Source organism: Pseudarthrobacter adonitolis (assembly GCF_055412845.1).
Window position 1 is genome coordinate 99,816 of sequence record NZ_JBVAYW010000002.1, and the last position, 16,279, is coordinate 116,094.

Sequence of the window (16,279 nt, forward strand, 5' to 3'; positions counted from 1 at the left end):
ATTGATTGCGCCACGTTGAAGGCGAACAGCGCGGGGCAGCCAGCAGGCGGGCGGCGACCGTGACTGTGACGAGTGGTGCAGTCCAAGTATCAGTTATCAGTCCGCCCTTGTTTTGTCCTAGTGTCTACTCCTATGAGTGATGTTCTTGAATTGGCCGCCGTCAGCGTTGTCCGTGGGGCTAAAACGCTCCTGAACAAGGTGAACTGGCAGGTCAAGGAGGGCGAACGCTGGGTCATCCTTGGACCCAACGGCGCAGGCAAGACCACTCTCCTGCAGATTGCTGCTGCCCGCCTTCACCCCACCAGCGGCATGGCCGGCATCCTGGAGGAAATCCTGGGTTCCGTGGACGTGTTTGAACTCCGTCCCCGCATCGGGCTGTCCTCCGCCGCCCTGGCCAACCAGATTCCCGGGCACGAAACGGTCCTCAATGTTGTTGTCACCGCTGCGTACGGCGTCACGGGGCGCTGGCGTGAGGGCTATGAGAAGGCTGACGAACGCCGGGCCTTCAGGCTGCTGAATGACTGGGGCATGGGTCCGTTCCTGAACCGGGCCTTCGCTTCCCTGTCCGAGGGTGAGCGCAAGCGGGTGCAGATTGCCCGTGCCCTGATGACTGATCCGGAACTCCTCCTGCTGGACGAACCCGCCGCTGGCCTGGACCTGGGTGGGCGCGAGGATCTGGTGCACCGCCTCAGCGAACTGGCCAGTGATGAGGCCGCTCCGGCCATCGTCCTGGTCACCCATCACCTCGAAGAAGTACCGCCGGGCTTCACCCACGCGATGTTGCTCCGTGACTCCAATGTGGTGGCAGCCGGACCCCTCGACGGCGTGCTGACGGCGGAGCATCTTAGCAAGACCTTCGGGGTGGATCTCGATGTAAGCGTCAACGCTGGCCGCTACACCGCCACCGCCCGCCGCTAGGCCGCGGCGCCGCCAACCGTGGATCTTCTCAGCAGCATCTTTGTGGTTTTTGCCGGCCTGTGGGCCGGCACCATCAACGCCGTTGTAGGCTCCGGCACCCTTGTCACCTTCCCGGTCCTGATCGCCCTCGGCGTCACTCCCGTGGTGGCTTCCATGAGCAACGCGATGGGCCTTGTGGCCGGCACCGCGGCGGGGGCGTGGGGGTACCGCCGCGAGCTCAAGGGCCGGGGGAGGCAGCTACTGAGGCTCCTGCCGGCGTCGCTGCTGGGCGGCATCACCGGAGCCTGGCTGCTTCTGCACCTGCCGGAGAAGGTCTTCCACTACGTTGCGCCGGTCCTCCTGGTGCTTGCCCTGCTGATGGTGGTGTTCCAGCCGCGGCTGCAGGCCTGGGTCCGTAAACGCGAGGAGAATCCCGAGTATGCCGTACGGGACAAAGGGCACGGCGTTCTCCTGATTGTGCTGGTGTACGTGGCTGGCGTCTACGGGGGGTACTTCGTGGCCGCCCAGGGCATCCTCCTGGTCGGCATTTTGGGCGTGTTCCTCACCGGCACCATCCAGAACGCCAATGCCATGAAAAACATCCTGGTCCTCGGCGTGAACCTCGTGGCCGCAGTGTCATACCTGCTCTTCGCCTTTGACCGGATCAACTGGCTGGTGGTGCTCCTGATCGCCGTGAGCTCCACGATCGGCGGCCTCCTGGGTTCCAAGGTAGGCCGGCGGCTGTCCCCGGCTGTGCTGCGGGCTGTCATCTTTGCGCTTGGCCTGATGGCGCTGGGCTTTATGATCGCCAACCTGCTGAAATAATCAGCCGGTGACAATCCACTATCTTGAATCCGCCGGGGACCCCCGGGTGTCCGACTACACGCAGCTGACGGATGTGCACCTGCGGAAGCTCCGCGAACCGGCTGAAGGAATGTACATCGCCGAATCCTCGCGGGTCCTGCGCCGGGCGTTGGCGGCCGGCCACCGGCCAAGGTCGTTCTTCCTGGCGGAGAAATGGCAGGCTGACCTGGAGGATGTCCTCAGTGCCTATCCGGACGTTCCCGCGTTCATTGGCAGCGCCGCCCTGCTCGAAGAGATCACCGGATTCCACCTCCACCGCGGCGCCATGGCAGCCATGCAGCGGCCGGAACCGGTACCCCTCCACGAGCTGCTGGCCGGCGCGCGCCGGGTCGCGGTCCTGGAGGACATCGTCGACCACACCAACGTGGGCGCTATCTTCCGGTCTGCCGCGGCACTGGACATCGATGCCGTCCTGATTTCGCCGCGCTGCGGCGATCCTCTCTACCGGCGCAGTGTCCGGGTCAGCATGGGAACGGTCTTCCAGGTGCCCTGGGCGCGGCTGGGGTCCTGGCCGCAGGACCTGTCGATCCTCAAGGAAGCCGGCTTCACGGTGGCCGCGCTGGAACTCACTGAGGACGCCGTGGACGTGGACGGCCTCGCCGCGCGCAATCCGGACCGGCTGGCCCTGGTGCTCGGCACCGAAGGCGCAGGCATGAGCGCCGAGACGCTTGCCGCCGTCGACCTCGCCGTGAAGATCCCCATGCGCACCGGCGTGGACTCCCTCAACGTGGCGGCGGCCTCCGCCGTGGCGTTCTGGGAACTCCGGCCCCGCGGTTCGCAGGGTCCGCGTTGATCAGCTATTATTAACAGCTGGCTGTCCTGCGCTTCTTACCTTGCGGCATAGAAGCAGACACCAGCCATCCCATTCATACCTGGCAGCTGGCAAAATCCAGTTGTGCGAACAAAGGCCCCATTATGAAGTCTGATATCCACCCGAAGTACGAAGCTGTTGTTTTCAACGACCTGGCTTCCGGCGTCAGTTTCCTGACCAAGTCCACCGTGTCTTCCAAGAAGACCATCGAGTGGGAAGACGGAAACACCTACCCGGTTATCGACGTCGAAATCTCCTCCGAGTCCCACCCGTTCTACACGGGCAAGCAGCGCATCATGGACTCTGCGGGCCGCGTCGAGCGCTTCAACGCTCGCTTCAAGGGCTTCGGCGGCGCGAAGTAATTCACTTCACCCCCAAGGTTCTTTGGAAAGCCCGCACCGGCAACGGTGCGGGCTTTTTGCGTTTCGGGAGGCGCTGATCGTGGGGCAGGATGGATCGCATGACTGCCTCACCATTTGCCGCTGAAGACCGCCCCCGCAGCCACCACGGTGAGTATAAAGTCCCGGGCGGCAAACTTGTGGTGGTGGACTTAGACGTCGTAGACAGCGTCCTCGCCGACGTCTCCCTCAGCGGCGACTTCTTCCTCGAACCCGATGAGGCGCTGCCAGCCATCAACCGGGCGCTCACCGGCCTCCCTGAAAGCGCGACGGCGGCGGAGCTTTCCGCGGCCGTCACGGGTTCGCTGCCTACCGGCGCTGTCCTGTTCGGCTTTTCGGCCGATGCCGTGGCCGTCACGGTCCGCCGCGCCCTGGCGAGGGCAACGTCCTGGACTGACCACCACTGGAGCATCATGGCCCCCACAGTGCTGCCGACGCATATCAACGTGGCCCTGGACGAGGTGCTGACCGAAGAGGTGGGCGCGGGCCGTCGCAACCCCACCCTGCGGTTCTGGGACTGGGAGGAGCCGTCCGTGGTGATCGGCAGTTTCCAGTCCTTCCGCAACGAGCTGGATCCCGACGGCGTGGCCCGGCACGGCATCAGTGTGGTCCGCCGGATCAGCGGCGGCGGAGCGATGTTCATGGAGGCCGGCAACTGCATCACCTACTCCTTGTACCTGCCGCAGACGCTGGTGGACGGGATCAGCTTCGCGGACTCGTACGCGTTCCTGGACGCCTGGGTGATGGCCGCCCTCGAGAAAATCGGGGTGACGGCGTTTTACGTACCCCTGAACGACATCGCCACGGACCAGGGCAAGATCGGCGGCGCTGCCCAAAAGCGCCTCGCCAGCGGGGGCATGCTGCACCACGTCACCATGAGTTATGACATCGACGCCGACAAGATGGTCGAGGTGCTGCGCATCGGCAAGGAGAAACTCTCGGACAAGGGGACACGCAGCGCCAAGAAGCGGGTTGATCCGCTGCGCCGGCAGACCGGACTGTCTCGCTCGGAGATTATCGCGGCCATGATGGAAGTGTTCAGCGAACGATACGCCGCCACGCCGTCGGAACTCACTGCCGTCGAACTCGGTGCCGCCAGGGATCGGGTGGCCGCCAAGTTCGGCACCGGGGAGTGGCTGCACCGGGTCCCGTAAACCCGGCCCGGTGACCTACTGCAGCTGTGCGGTGAGCGCCCGGAGCAGGTGGCTCCGCTGTTCCACAATGATCCGGCGCAGCGCCCGGGGCGCGTCAGTGTTGGCCGTCAGCCAGGTATCCGTGCGGAGCACAACGGGATGCTCCGCAGGCAGGGTCCCCGCCGGCAGATCCTGCGCCAGGGGATATAGTCCCCGGACGATCCGGCTGGCGATTTCAATGCTCCGGTTGTCCCAGATACCGCGGAGGCATTCGAAGTACGGCTCCACATAGGGTTCCAGGAGGGCAGCGGGAGCGGTGGTGAATCCAACGATGGTGGCGCTGAGAAGCTGGTTCGACAGCTCCGCCCCCTCCACGGCGTCCTGCCAGGCGGCTGCCTTCACATCAGTCTCCGGACGAGCAGCGAGGGCCGTAGCGTGGCCCGCCCGGCCCGAGGCGGTGGTGTCCCGTTCGAGTTCTGCGTCCAGCTCTTCGGGGGTGGCCTGCCCGTTGGCCGCCAGAGCGTGCCAGAGGCTCCAGCGCAGCTCGGCGTCTACGGCCAGGCCGTCCACCACCATCGTGCCGTCCAGGAGGCCCCTGAGCCGGGGGAGGAGGGCAGCGTCGTGACGGCTGACGGCGGCGAGTGTCCGCGCCCAGGCCAGTTGGTGGTCCGAGCCCGGCGCTGCCTTATCCAGCTGGGCGTCGGCCGCTGCGAGGAAGGAGCCACGCACCGCGTCGCGTCGGGCTAAGGGGGTGTAGCGTTCGACGGCGGTGCAGGCGTTCTCGAGGATGTTCAGCAGCACGCCGACTCCCGTTTCGGACGGTCCGAACGACGTCACGGCCTCCACATAGCGGGAGGGCGGGCTTTCCCCGTCGCGGGCGGAGTTCCACAGCGCGGTCCAGCAGAGGGCGCGGGCCATGGGGTCGCTGATCCGGTCCAGGGATACCAAAACTGTCGCCTCTGACACCGCGTCCAGCCGCACTTTGGCGTAGGTGAGGTCGTCATCGTTGACGAGCAGGAGGGCAGGCTGCGGCTGGCCGGCCAGTTCAGGGACGTCCGTCCGCGCTCCGGCAACGTCCGTTTCGACACTCCCGGTGCGGACCAGGGCGCCGTCGGCGTCGAAGTTGTACGAGCCCACGCGCAGCCGGTGCGGCCGCAGTTCCTCCCGTCCGGTAACAGGGTCCACTGCGTCCTGGACGATCGTCACGGCCTCCAGGACGCCGTCGTGCGATTCCGTCTCCAGGGACAGCGTGGAGATGCCGGAGGTCTGCAGCCAGGCGGCAGCCCAGCCGGCAAGGTCGCGGCCGGAAGCATCGCTGAGGGCCTTCAGGAGGTCCGCCAGGGTGGTGTTCCCGTAGGCGTGGTCGCGGAAGTACTGCCGTGAGCCGGCGATGAACGCGTCAAACCCCACGTACGCCACCAGCTGCTTGAGCACGGAAGCGCCCTTGGCGTAGGTGATGCCGTCGAAGTTCTGTTTGGCGGCTTCCAGGTCCGGGATGTCGGCAACGATCGGGTGGGTGGTGGGCAGCTGGTCCTGGACATAGGCCCACGCCTTGCGCTTGTTGGCGAAGTTCACCCAGGCTGTCTCCCAGTCCGTGGCACGGTCCACGCCGAGGGTGCCCATATAGTCCGCAAAGGACTCCTTCAGCCACAGGTCGTCCCACCACTGCATCGTGACCAGGTCACCGAACCACATGTGTGCCATCTCGTGCATCACCGTGTTGGCCCGTGCCTGGTACTGCGCGTCGGTAGCGCGGGACGTGAACACATAGCTTTCCGTGAAGGTGACCAGCCCCGGGTTTTCCATCGCGCCCAGGTTGTATTCCGGGACAAAGGCCTGATCGTATTTCCCCCAAGGGTACGGGAAGTCGAAAAGCCGGTTGAAGAAGTCCAGCCCGTTTTTGGTCAGGCGGAACAGCTCCGCGGCATCGAAGGATTCCGCCATGGAAGCACGGCAGTACAGTGCCAGCGGCACGTCCAGCGGAGTGCCGTCGTCGAGCGTTGCGCTCCAGTGGTCTTGGGCTTTGAAGTACGGCCCGGCAAGCACTGTGGTGATGTATGTGGACATGGGGCGGGTGGCGGTGAAGTCCCAGCGGCTGGTGGCCGGATCGCTGGTCAGCTGCGTGCAGGCAGCCTCAACTCCGTTGGAGGCGACCTCCCAGCCGGACGGTGCCATGACGTGGAACGTGTACTCGGCCTTGAGGTCAGGCTGTTCAAAGTTGGCGAACACGCGCCGGGCGTCGGCGGGCTCGTACTGCGTGTAGAGGTAGCACTGGCCGTCGGCCGGATCCACAAAGCGGTGCATGCCCTCACCGGAGCGGCTGTACAGGGCGGTGCCGGTGACGGTGACCTGGTTCTCTGCCTGCAGGTTGTCCAGGCGGATCCGGGAACCGTCCACAACGTCGGCTACGGGGAGCCCTTCGCCGTTGAGGAACACACTGTGGACTTCGCCGGCGATGAAATCCAGAAATGTAGACGCCGCCTGCCCCTGGCCCGGCACGGCTGCGGAGAAGGTGATAACACTGCGGCTCGTGTATCCCGCTACGTCCGGGTCCGCTGCCTGCCGCACATCAAGGGAGACGTCGTAACTGTGGGTGCTGATCAGGGCTGACCGTTGAGCGGCTTCATCGCGCTGCAGATTCTCATGTGACACGCAGCTATCTAATCACGGGACCCGGGCCCGCAGCTCACCATCCCGCCCCCGGTCTAGGCGGTCATCAGCAGGGCCGCTGCCAGGCCCAGCAGCGCGATCAGCAGCCACGCCGCCAGCGCCGCGAGAAGCGCCCTCGCTCCGGTGTGCAGCAGGGTGCGGATCCGCACGGCGGACCCGAGCCCGAACAGCGCCGCCCCCAGGAGAATGTCCTGCAGCCCGGCACCGGCGTCGAGCCAACCTTCGGAGAGCCAGCCCGTGGACCGAAGCGCCACCATGGCCACAAACCCCACCACGAACAGGGGCACCAGCGGCGGCAGCGCGTGTTGTCCTGAAGTGCTCATGCGGTGGTGCACGCCCGCCACAGCAACCACCGGTGCCAGGAGCAGCACACGGGTGAGCTTAACGACGACGGCGATGCCCAGCGCCGCGGTGCCGGCAGTTTGCGCCGTGGCCACCACCTGGCCGACGTCGTGCACCGACGCACCTGTCCAGGCGCCGAAAGTGAGGGGGCTCAATTGCAAGGGATGCATCAGCAGCGGCAGGATACCGATCGCCAAGGTGCCGCACAGTGTCACCAGCGCCACCGGCAGGACGGTATCCGCATGCCGGATCCTGCGCACGGCCGCCATGGCTCCGATGGCGGACGCCCCGCAGATCGAAAAGCCGGTTGCCACCAGCAGCGCTGTCTCACGCGGCAGCCGGAACAGCCGCACCAGCATGTACGTGCCGCCGAAACTCAGAAGCACCACGCCAGTGATCAGGACCATGGCCAGCCAGCCCAGGCCCAGGATATCCATGATGCTCACTTTGAGGCCCAGCAGGACGATGCCGCCCCGCATCAGGTGCTTGCCCGCGAAGTCCAGGCCCGGGCGCGCCCGGCCAGCGATCCAGACGGCCGTGCAGGGCAGGTTTGCGGCAAGCAGGCCCAGCGCAACTGCAATGGTCATGGCCGGCAGCGCCGGCACCACGGCATGTACAGCGAAGGCAACGGCCAGGGCGGGCGTGGCTGTCAGGAGGCCGGGCAGGAGCCTGCGTGAACGCATTGTCACACCACGAAGGCGGGCCCGCAGTCCGCTGCGGCGGCCGCGGTTCCCGCCGTCTCCGGAGCTCCCGGGATTACTTGTCTCTGGCACTCACTAACCTTGCCGGATAGGACACGGATTCAACGAACCGCTGATGCTCCCGGCAACACGCCACAATGGATGGCAGTAATGATTTCGAAACAAAAAGATGGTTGGCTAAAGGACATGTCAGACCTATTCCAGGATTACTCCGAGGCCGCCGGGCGCACGGGCGCCTACGACGAGATGTTCACTCCCGACCAGGAGGCCCGCGACTCGTACGCGGAGGTGGCGGACGCGCTCCGCAAGCTCTCCCTCGCCGACGTCAGCGCCCGGGCGGACTCCATGGCACGGACCTTCCTGGACCGCGGTGTGACCTTTGACTTCGCGGGGGAGGAGCGGCCGTTTCCGCTCGACATCGTCCCCCGCGTTATCCCCGCTGATGAGTGGACCGTGCTGGAAAAGGGTGTGGCGCAGCGCGTGCGGGCCCTGGAAGCCTTCCTCAACGATGTCTACGACAAAATGAACGTGGTGGCCGACGGCGTCATCCCGCGCCAACTCGTCACCACCAGCGCCCACTTCCACCGCCAAGTGCACGGCTTCGAGCCGGCCGGCGGAGTCCGCGTCCACATCTCCGGCATCGATGTGGTGCGCGACGCAGCGGGCACCTTCCGCGTCCTGGAAGACAATGTGCGGGTGCCTTCGGGCGTCAGCTACGTCCTGGAAAACCGGCGGGCCATGGCCAAGGGCCTGCCCGAAGCATTTGGCCAGCAGCTCATCCGGCCCGTTGAAGAGTACCCCCGCCGGCTGCTGTCCGCCCTGCGCAAAACGGCACCCGCCGGCGTCGACGATCCCACGGTAGTGGTGCTGACCCCCGGTGTCTTTAACAGCGCCTACTTTGAACACACACTGCTGGCCGGCCTGATGGGCGTGGAGCTCGTCGAAGGACGCGACCTCATCTGCCGCGGCAACCGCGTCTACATGCGCACCACTGCCGGTGAGCAGCGCGTGGACGTGATCTACAAACGCATCGACGACGAGTTCCTGGACCCTCTGCAGTTCCGCTCCGATTCCATGCTCGGCTGCCCGGGGCTGGTCAACGCCGCCAGGGCGGGCGGCGTGACCATCGCCAACGCCGTGGGCAACGGCGTGGCCGACGACAAGCTTGTCTACAGCTACGTTCCGGACCTCATCCGCTACTACCTCAGCGAGGAGCCCGTCATCGCGAACGTGGACACGTTCCGGCTGGAGGAGAAGGAATCCCGGGAATATGTCCTGGACAACCTGGCTGAGCTCGTGGTGAAGCCCGTGGACGGCTCCGGCGGCAAGGGCCTCGTCATCGGGCCGGACGCCTCCAAGAATGAACTCGAGGCCCTGCGCAAGCGGGTCGTCGCTGACCCGCGGGGCTGGATCGCACAGCCGGTCCTGCAGCTTTCCACAGTGCCCACCCTCGGCGGAGACAAATTCGGCCCGCGGCACGTGGATCTACGCCCCTTTGCTGTCAACGACGGCGACGACGTCTGGGTACTTCCCGGAGGACTCACCAGAGTGGCGCTCAAGGAAGGCTCCCTCATTGTGAACTCCAGCCAGGGCGGTGGCTCGAAGGACACATGGGTGCTGGCAAACTCACCCCAGGTGCCGGTGGAAACTGTTCCTCGGCCCACCATTTCCATCCGTGAGCGGGTATCCGTCTGGCCAGTGGAGAGCAACTGGCGCGACCGCCAATCGGAGCAGCAGCAGTGAGCCAAGCCATCGAACCGGCACAATTGTTCACGGGTTCATCCCCACAGATTTCGGACGCGCAGGAGGTCACCGCGAATGCTTAGCCGTATTGCTGAGTCCCTATTTTGGATCGGACGCTATGTGGAGCGGGCCGACGGCACCGCCCGCATCCTGGACGTGCACCTTGAACGCCTGAACCACCTCCCCATGGACGAACGCCGCAGGGTAGCCCAGGAACTGCTCGCGGTGATGGGCGCCCGGCCGCAGAGCGAAGACTTCGGCCTGCCCGAACTCCTCCACGCCCTGGCATACGACAAAACCAGTGCAACGTCCATCGCCGGGTCGCTGGGAGCCGCGCGCGAGAATGCCCGCCGTGCCCGCGAGACCGTGTCCTCGGGCCTGTGGGAAAGCCTCAACACCACCTACTACGGGCTGAGCCAGCACCGTAAGGACGTGGTGGGGACGTACCGCTTCTGCAACTGGACGCTGGAACGGACGGCCATGGTCAGTGGCCTGGCAGACACCACGGTGAGCCATGACGAAAGCTGGCTGTTCCTGGTGTTGGGCCGGTCCCTGGAGCGCGCGGACATGACCGCGCGGATGCTTTCCACCGGGGATGTCCTCTCTGCAGGCATGTCCTGGGTCAACATGCTGCGGTGCGCGGGAGCCTATGAGTCGTTCCTGCGTACGCGCCGCGCCGCCTTCGGGGACCAGCACGCCGCCGAGTTCCTCCTGCTTGACCGGCTGTTTCCGCGGTCCATCGTCTATGCCCTGCGGGACGCCGATGACTGCCTCGCCAAGCTGGACCCATCCGCACAGCGCGTGGGCTTCATCAACGACGCCCGCCGGATTGTGGGCCAGGCCCGCACCTTCCTTGAGTTTCACCGGACGGACGATCTGATGTCCGAACTGCCCGAGCACATGGAACGCGTGCAGAAGGCCGTTGCCCAGGCCTCGGACGCCATTTCCCGTAAATACTTCAATCAGGCAGACGAACTGGCCTGGGTGGGAGAAGTTTCATGACCCGGCTGAGCATCATCCACACCACGGCCTACAAGTACAACAAGCGCGTCACGCTTTCTTACAACGAGGCCCGCATGACGCCCCTGACTGATCCCCAGCAGGTGGTTCTTGAATCCGTGCTCAAGGTCTCGCCGTCGCAGGCGGCCGTGAGCAACTACCGGGACTACTGGGGCACACGGGTCACCGCCTTCGACATGCAGATGCCGCACGACCACCTTGAGGTCGTTTCCAACATCACCGTTGAAGTTCACCGGGCTGAAAAAATCCCCGCCGACGCGGACATTGCGGGCTGGGACGTCCTGGCGTCGGAGGTGTCGTTGGACACGTTCAGCGACTGGCTGCCGCAGTCCCAGCTGAGCGGTCCCGGCGACGAGGTGTTGGGAATCATTCCAGGTGTCGTTGAGGGCAGGAACCCGCACGAGGCCGCCATGGCCATCTTTGACTGGATGCGCGGCGAGATGACGTACATGTCCGGTTCCACCGCGGTCACCACCAACGCCGAGGAAGCGTGGGGCCAGCGGCAGGGCGTCTGCCAGGACCTCGCGCACCTCGCCATCGGCGCGCTACGCAGCTGTGGCATTCCCGCCCGGTACGTGTCCGGTTATCTGCACCCGAGGTCGACGGCGGCCATCGGCGAAACCGTCGCCGGCCAGTCGCATGCGTGGCTGGAGTTCTGGGACGGGGACTGGCGCAGCTGGGATCCAACAAACCACAAGCCGGCAGGGGACTACCACGTCACCGTAGCCAGGGGCCGTGACTACCGGGACGTACCGCCACTGAAAGGCATCCTGTCCGGCGGCGGCGGATCGGCGCTGAGCGTGAGCGTGGAAATCACCCGCCTCGCCTAGGCGGGAGGGGACGTTTCCTCGTCCTGCCCAGTGCTACTCAGGGGCCGTCTTGGCCACCCTGCTGAGCTGGGTCCACCAGGTCATGGGCGCAGTGACTTTGAACCGGCGCCCGGTCACAGTGCCCGGGCTTACCCGGACAAACGTGTCCTTCTTCCCCGCCTGCCATGGGAAGAGGTACAGGGCCGCGGAGTCCAGGATGCCCTCGGTTCCCGTAATGGCCTTTGCCGGTCCCTTGACCACCACGCTCCAGGCCAGGCCACTGATGGCATCCACGCCGTCGGCCTCCAACGCCACAGCGGCACCTCCCGAGGCGGCGGCCAGCTTAGTTCCTGCGCCGGTGCGGAAGACTAATGTTCCGCCATCCACCGTGTAGTTGATGGGAAAGATATCAGGCTGGCCGTCCACCAGGACGGCCAGCCTGCCTACGGAGACCGTCCGCAACAGGGCCCAGCACTCGTGGTGTTCCAGGTTCTGAACCTGGGGCGTTGACTCGCTGGACGTTGCTTCGCTGCTCATGCCGCCGAGCCTACGCCCAACACCCCGGCCAGGACAGTGTCCTTCCTACCAGGGGCTGGGCTTGTAGTCCTTCAGGAAGACCCCGTGCTGGTCCTCGCCGCTTTCGCCCATCACGATCGGATCGTAGACTCGGGCGGCGCCGTCCACCAGGTCCAGGGGTGCATGGAAGCCCTCCTCCATAAGCCGGACCTTGGTGAAGTGCGGGCGTTCGTCGGTGATCCAGCCGGTGTCCACCGCCGTCATCAGGATCCCGTCGGCGTCCAGCATTTCCTGGGCGCTGGTCCGGGTCATCATGTTCAGGGCCGCCTTGGCCATGTTGGTGTGCGGATGCCCGGGGCCCTTGTAGGCACGCGAGAACTGGCCTTCCATGGCGGAAACGTTGACAATGTACTTCCGGTGCGCCGTGGAGCGTTTCATGGCGTCCCGTAGCCTGCTGACCAGCAGGAACGGGGCCGTGACGTTGCAGAGTTGGACTTCCAGCATTTCCAGGGGGTCAACTTCGTCCACCACCTGGGTCCAGCTGTTGATGTCGGCCAGGTCCGGGACGAGCCCGCCGGCGTCGATCGCCGTCCCGGAGGCGATGCGCTCCAGCGAGGCCGACCCGGTGGAGAGCGCCAGTGACGTGATGGCGTCGCCGGCCAGCACCGGGTGTTCGGTGACACTGCTCGCCAGGGCGAGGGGGTGTTTGTCGTGGGCGTGGCCGAACGTCACCAGTTCCGGTCCGCCGTTGGCCGGTTCCAGCGCGACGGGCAGCGGCTCGTCTTCGGCGTCCACCAGGGGTTTGTAGGCGTTGCCGGATCGGCGCACGGTCTGGGCGGCGTTGTTGATGATGATGTCCAGGGGGCCCGCGGCGTTGAGCGAATCCGTGAGGGCCATCACCTGTGACGGGTCGCGCAGGTCGATGCCCACAATCCGGAGCCGGTGCAGCCAGTCGCCGCTGTCTTCCATAGCCGCGAAACGGCGCGCGGCGTCTTTGGGGAACCGGGTGGTGATGGTGGTGTGGGCGCCGTCCCGGAGCAGGCGCAGCGCGATGTACATGCCGATTTTGGCGCGTCCGCCGGTGAGCAGCGCACGCCGGCCTGTCAGGTCGGTACGGGCATCCCGCTTGCTGTGGCTGAAGGCGGCGCATTCTGGGCAGAGCTGATGATAAAAAGCGTCCACCTGCGTGTAGTGCTTCTTGCAGATGTAGCAGGGGCGGGATCGGATCAGGTGCCCGGCCACCTTTCCCGTCGCCGAGGTCTCCAGCTTGTTGCCGCGGGTCTCGTCGTCGATCCGGTCCGGTGCTGCTGTAGCCGTCTGTGCGATGACGGCCCGGTCGGCTTCGGAGATCAGGTCCCGCTTGGTCACGCGGCGGTGACGCTTCACGGCCTTGAACATCTTCCCGGTGGCTCGGCGCACCGAGACATAGTCAGGGTGTTCCTCGTCATAGACGTGGATGGTGTTCAACACCTTGAGGCAGGCCTGGATTTCCTCAGGCGTCAGATCGGGGGAGCTCATTGTACCGATTTTACAGCCTGGGGAAGATCCGGCCTGACCGGGTCCAGCGTTGCTGTCGTGCCGGGCCTGCCCGCCCGTCGCCTAGGCGCGGCGGCCGCCTGGGGCGGCCTGGGATGCCGTCGCCGCATGGACCGCAGCGACCTGTTCCACTGATTCGCGGATTTCGGGATAGTTGGCCGTGGCCGCCTTGATGGCATTGGGGACAAAGTGGAGGTTCCTGGCGGCGAGCGCCCGTTCCGCCTCTCCGGGCTCTGGCACCTGCTGGCCCTTGGCGAGCACCGTGATGCCGGACTCGGTCACCTTGAAACCGCGGGCGCGGTCCAATTCCGGATCCAGGCCGATCGCGGCGCCGGCCGGTACCTTCACGTTTTTGTCCAGGATGGCCCGGTTGACCACGGCACCTTCGCCGATGTTCACCTTGTCCATCAGGACCGAGTCGATGACCCTGCTGCCGGTCCCCACAAAGACGTCGTTGGACAGGACGGATCCCTCCACCACGCCGCCGGAGATGACTACGCCGCTGGACACGATGGAGTCCAGTGCGGTGCCCACGGTGTCGTTTTTCCCGCGGACGAACTTGGCCGGCGGGGAGATGCTCTGGCGCGTGTAGATGGGCCATTCAGAGTTGTAGAGGTTGAACACCGGCAGCGGGGAGATAAGATCTATGTGGGCGTCGTAGAACGAATCGATGGTGCCGACGTCGCGCCAGTACGTCCGGTCGCGTTCCGTGGAACCCGGGATGTCATTGAGGGTGAAGTCGTAGACGGCCGCCTCACCCTGACTGACGAAGTAGGGGATGATGTCCCCGCCCATGTCGTGCTTGGTATCGAGCCGTTCGGCGTCGACGTGGAGGGCATCCACCAGCGCGTCGGCGTCAAAAACGTAGTTGCCCATGGAAGCCAGGAACTGGCTGGGATCAGCGGCCAGGCCAGGAGTTGTGGCGGGTTTCTCCACAAATGCGGCGATCTTCTGCGGGTCCTCCTGGTCCACCTCGATCACACCGAATTGGTTGGCCATGTTCAACGGTTGGCGCACGGCGGCCACGGTGGCCTTGGCTCCACTGAGCACATGCTGCTCCACCATCTGGGCGAAGTCCATGCGGTACACGTGGTCCGCGCCAACCACGACGACGATGTCGGGGTTGGCGTCATGGATCAGGTTCAGGGACTGGTAGATGGCGTTGGCGCTGCCGAGGAACCAGCTCTTGCCGACGCGCTGCTGCGCCGGCACGGAGGCCACATAGTTCCTCAGCTGCGTGGACATCCGCCAGGTCTCGGAAATGTGGCGGTCAAGGCTGTGGGACTTGTACTGGGTCAGCACCACGATCTGCAAGTAGCGTGAATTCACCAGGTTGGACAGCGCAAAGTCGATCAGCCGGTAACTGCCGGCGAAAGGCACGGCAGGTTTCGCCCGGTCTGCCGTCAGTGGCATCAGCCGGTTTCCCTCGCCGCCCGCGAGGACAATGGCCAGGACTCTTTTGTTCAACGGCATGGTGGTCGCTCCTGTACGCCTTCGTAACTCCCCAAACAGTCCGGCATGCCCGGACTCCTTCACACTAGAACAGATACTGCGGAACGACTACCTTGGGTAACGTGCGAATAGACATTGTGACTAAAGAGTTCCCGCCCGAGATCTACGGAGGCGCCGGAGTCCACGTGGCCGAATTGAGCAGGGTGCTTAGTAAGCACGTTGACCTGCAGGTTCGTGCCTTCGGGGCTCCCCGCGACGCCGATTACCACGGCGCAGGGGTGACCTCCTATTCCGTGCCCGAAGACCTGGACTCGGCCAACGCCGCCGTCCAGACACTCGGTGTGGACCTGCGCATCGTGCCGGACGTCGCCGGCGCCGATCTGGTCCATTCGCACACCTGGTACGCGAACATGGCTGGCCATCTGGCGTCGCTGCTCCACGGCATCCCGCATGTGCTCAGCGCCCACAGCCTGGAGCCGTTGAGGCCATGGAAGGCCGAGCAGCTTGGCGGTGGCTACGCGTTGTCCTCCTGGGTTGAGAAAACTGCCTACGAGGCGGCAGCGGCGATCATCGCCGTTTCGGAAGGCATGCGCCAGGACATCCTCCGCAGCTACCCCGACGTTGACCCGGCCAAAGTCAGGGTGGTCCACAATGGCATCGACGTCGAACTGTGGCAGCGCGATGAAAACCAGGACGCCGTCCGCGCCTTGGGTATTGATCCGGATAAGCCGAGCGTGGTGTTTGTCGGACGCAACACGCGCCAGAAGGGTGTGCCGTACCTGCTGCGTGCCGCTGCGAAGCTTCCGGCCGATGTGCAGCTGGTGCTGTGCCTTGGGGCGGCGGATACCCCAGAGCTCGCAGCAGAAACTGCACGCCTGATCGAGGAGCTGCAGAGCCAGCGGACCGGCGTTGTCCTGATCGAACGGATGCTGCCGCGGAACGAACTCATCCAGGTCCTCAGCCACGCCACAGCGTTCGCTTGCCCGTCCATCTATGAACCGCTCGGCATCGTCAACCTTGAGGCGATGGCCTGCGGTGCCGCCGTTGTGGCCAGCGCTACGGGCGGTATTCCTGAGGTGGTCCAGCACGGCCAGACGGGCCTTTTGGTGGATCTTGAGCAAGTCACCGACGGCACCGGCACACCGCTTGATCCGGAGAAGTTCGTGACGGAATTCGCCGCCGCACTGACGGAGGTAGTGTCCGATCCCGAACGGGCCCGTGCCATGGGCCAGGCCGGCCGCCGCCGCGCTGAGGAGCACTTCTCCTGGGAATCCATCACCGAGACCACCCTTGAGGTCTACCGCTCAGTGCTTTCCTGACGGACGGCAGGAACAGCAGCACTGCTGACCAACCAGCGCACGACGGCGCCGCTCCCCACCGAGGGAAG

The 16,279-nt window shown here is 65.3% G+C and carries 14 protein-coding genes; 9 read left to right on the forward strand and 5 right to left on the reverse strand.

What is annotated here, in order from left to right; translation table 11 throughout:
- The first annotated feature begins 132 nt into the window (after nucleotides 1-132).
- The 5 genes from ACZYZ4_RS03015 (at nucleotide 133) to lplAB (ending at nucleotide 4,124) form a co-directional block, all read left to right on the forward strand.
- Complete coding sequence (locus ACZYZ4_RS03015; RefSeq protein WP_463858073.1) at nucleotides 133-918, forward strand: ABC transporter ATP-binding protein; 786 nt, start codon at nucleotides 133-135, stop codon at nucleotides 916-918.
- 18 nt (nucleotides 919-936) lie between these two features.
- Nucleotides 937-1,722, forward strand: a complete 786-nt coding sequence (locus tag ACZYZ4_RS03020; protein WP_463858075.1) for a sulfite exporter TauE/SafE family protein — start codon at nucleotides 937-939, stop codon at nucleotides 1,720-1,722.
- Between the two features lie 7 nt (nucleotides 1,723-1,729).
- The gene (locus tag ACZYZ4_RS03025; RefSeq protein ID WP_463858077.1) at nucleotides 1,730-2,554 is read left to right on the forward strand and encodes a TrmH family RNA methyltransferase; all 825 of its coding nucleotides are present in this window, start codon (nucleotides 1,730-1,732) and stop codon (nucleotides 2,552-2,554) included.
- Between the two features lie 122 nt (nucleotides 2,555-2,676).
- On the forward strand, nucleotides 2,677-2,934 hold the full coding sequence (locus ACZYZ4_RS03030; protein WP_111909496.1) for a type B 50S ribosomal protein L31: 258 nt from the start codon (nucleotides 2,677-2,679) through the stop codon (nucleotides 2,932-2,934).
- Between the two features lie 98 nt (nucleotides 2,935-3,032).
- Nucleotides 3,033-4,124, forward strand: a complete 1,092-nt coding sequence (lplAB, locus tag ACZYZ4_RS03035; protein ID WP_463858079.1) for a lipoate-protein ligase LplAB — start codon at nucleotides 3,033-3,035, stop codon at nucleotides 4,122-4,124.
- 15 nt (nucleotides 4,125-4,139) lie between these two features.
- Here lplAB and pepN read toward each other — a convergent pair whose 3' ends face one another.
- Entirely contained in the window at nucleotides 4,140-6,755 is a 2,616-nt protein-coding gene (gene pepN / locus ACZYZ4_RS03040; protein WP_463858081.1) for an aminopeptidase N, read from the reverse strand.
- 53 nt (nucleotides 6,756-6,808) lie between these two features.
- Nucleotides 6,809-7,798, reverse strand: coding sequence for a YeiH family protein (locus ACZYZ4_RS03045; RefSeq protein WP_463858617.1), 990 nt, complete (start codon nucleotides 7,796-7,798; stop codon nucleotides 6,809-6,811).
- A gap of 204 nt (nucleotides 7,799-8,002) precedes the next feature.
- Here ACZYZ4_RS03045 and ACZYZ4_RS03050 point away from each other — a divergent pair, with 204 nt between their 5' ends.
- The 3 genes from ACZYZ4_RS03050 to ACZYZ4_RS03060 all read left to right on the forward strand — a co-directional run bounded on the left by ACZYZ4_RS03050 (nucleotide 8,003) and on the right by ACZYZ4_RS03060 (nucleotide 11,409).
- On the forward strand, nucleotides 8,003-9,559 hold the full coding sequence (locus ACZYZ4_RS03050) for a circularly permuted type 2 ATP-grasp protein (RefSeq protein WP_463858084.1): 1,557 nt from the start codon (nucleotides 8,003-8,005) through the stop codon (nucleotides 9,557-9,559).
- 75 nt (nucleotides 9,560-9,634) lie between these two features.
- On the forward strand, nucleotides 9,635-10,561 hold the full coding sequence (locus tag ACZYZ4_RS03055) for an alpha-E domain-containing protein (protein ID WP_463858086.1): 927 nt from the start codon (nucleotides 9,635-9,637) through the stop codon (nucleotides 10,559-10,561).
- Nucleotides 10,558-11,409, forward strand: a complete 852-nt coding sequence (locus ACZYZ4_RS03060) for a transglutaminase family protein (RefSeq protein ID WP_463858088.1) — start codon at nucleotides 10,558-10,560, stop codon at nucleotides 11,407-11,409. Before ACZYZ4_RS03055 ends, ACZYZ4_RS03060 begins: the two co-directional genes overlap by 4 nt.
- 33 nt (nucleotides 11,410-11,442) lie before the next feature.
- Here ACZYZ4_RS03060 and ACZYZ4_RS03065 read toward each other — a convergent pair whose 3' ends face one another.
- The 3 genes from ACZYZ4_RS03065 to glgC form a co-directional block, all read right to left on the reverse strand.
- Nucleotides 11,443-11,925, reverse strand: a complete 483-nt coding sequence (locus ACZYZ4_RS03065) for a pyridoxamine 5'-phosphate oxidase family protein (RefSeq protein ID WP_463858090.1) — start codon at nucleotides 11,923-11,925, stop codon at nucleotides 11,443-11,445.
- A gap of 45 nt (nucleotides 11,926-11,970) precedes the next feature.
- Complete coding sequence (locus ACZYZ4_RS03070; RefSeq protein ID WP_463858092.1) at nucleotides 11,971-13,422, reverse strand: SDR family NAD(P)-dependent oxidoreductase; 1,452 nt, start codon at nucleotides 13,420-13,422, stop codon at nucleotides 11,971-11,973.
- Nucleotides 13,423-13,503: 81 nt separating this feature from the next.
- A complete protein-coding gene (gene glgC / locus ACZYZ4_RS03075; protein WP_463858094.1) occupies nucleotides 13,504-14,913 on the reverse strand; it encodes a glucose-1-phosphate adenylyltransferase in 1,410 nt (469 codons plus the stop codon).
- Nucleotides 14,914-15,014: 101 nt separating this feature from the next.
- Here glgC and glgA point away from each other — a divergent pair, with 101 nt between their 5' ends.
- Nucleotides 15,015-16,211, forward strand: a complete 1,197-nt coding sequence (glgA, locus tag ACZYZ4_RS03080) for a glycogen synthase (protein ID WP_463858096.1) — start codon at nucleotides 15,015-15,017, stop codon at nucleotides 16,209-16,211.
- Nucleotides 16,212-16,279 lie beyond the last annotated feature (68 nt).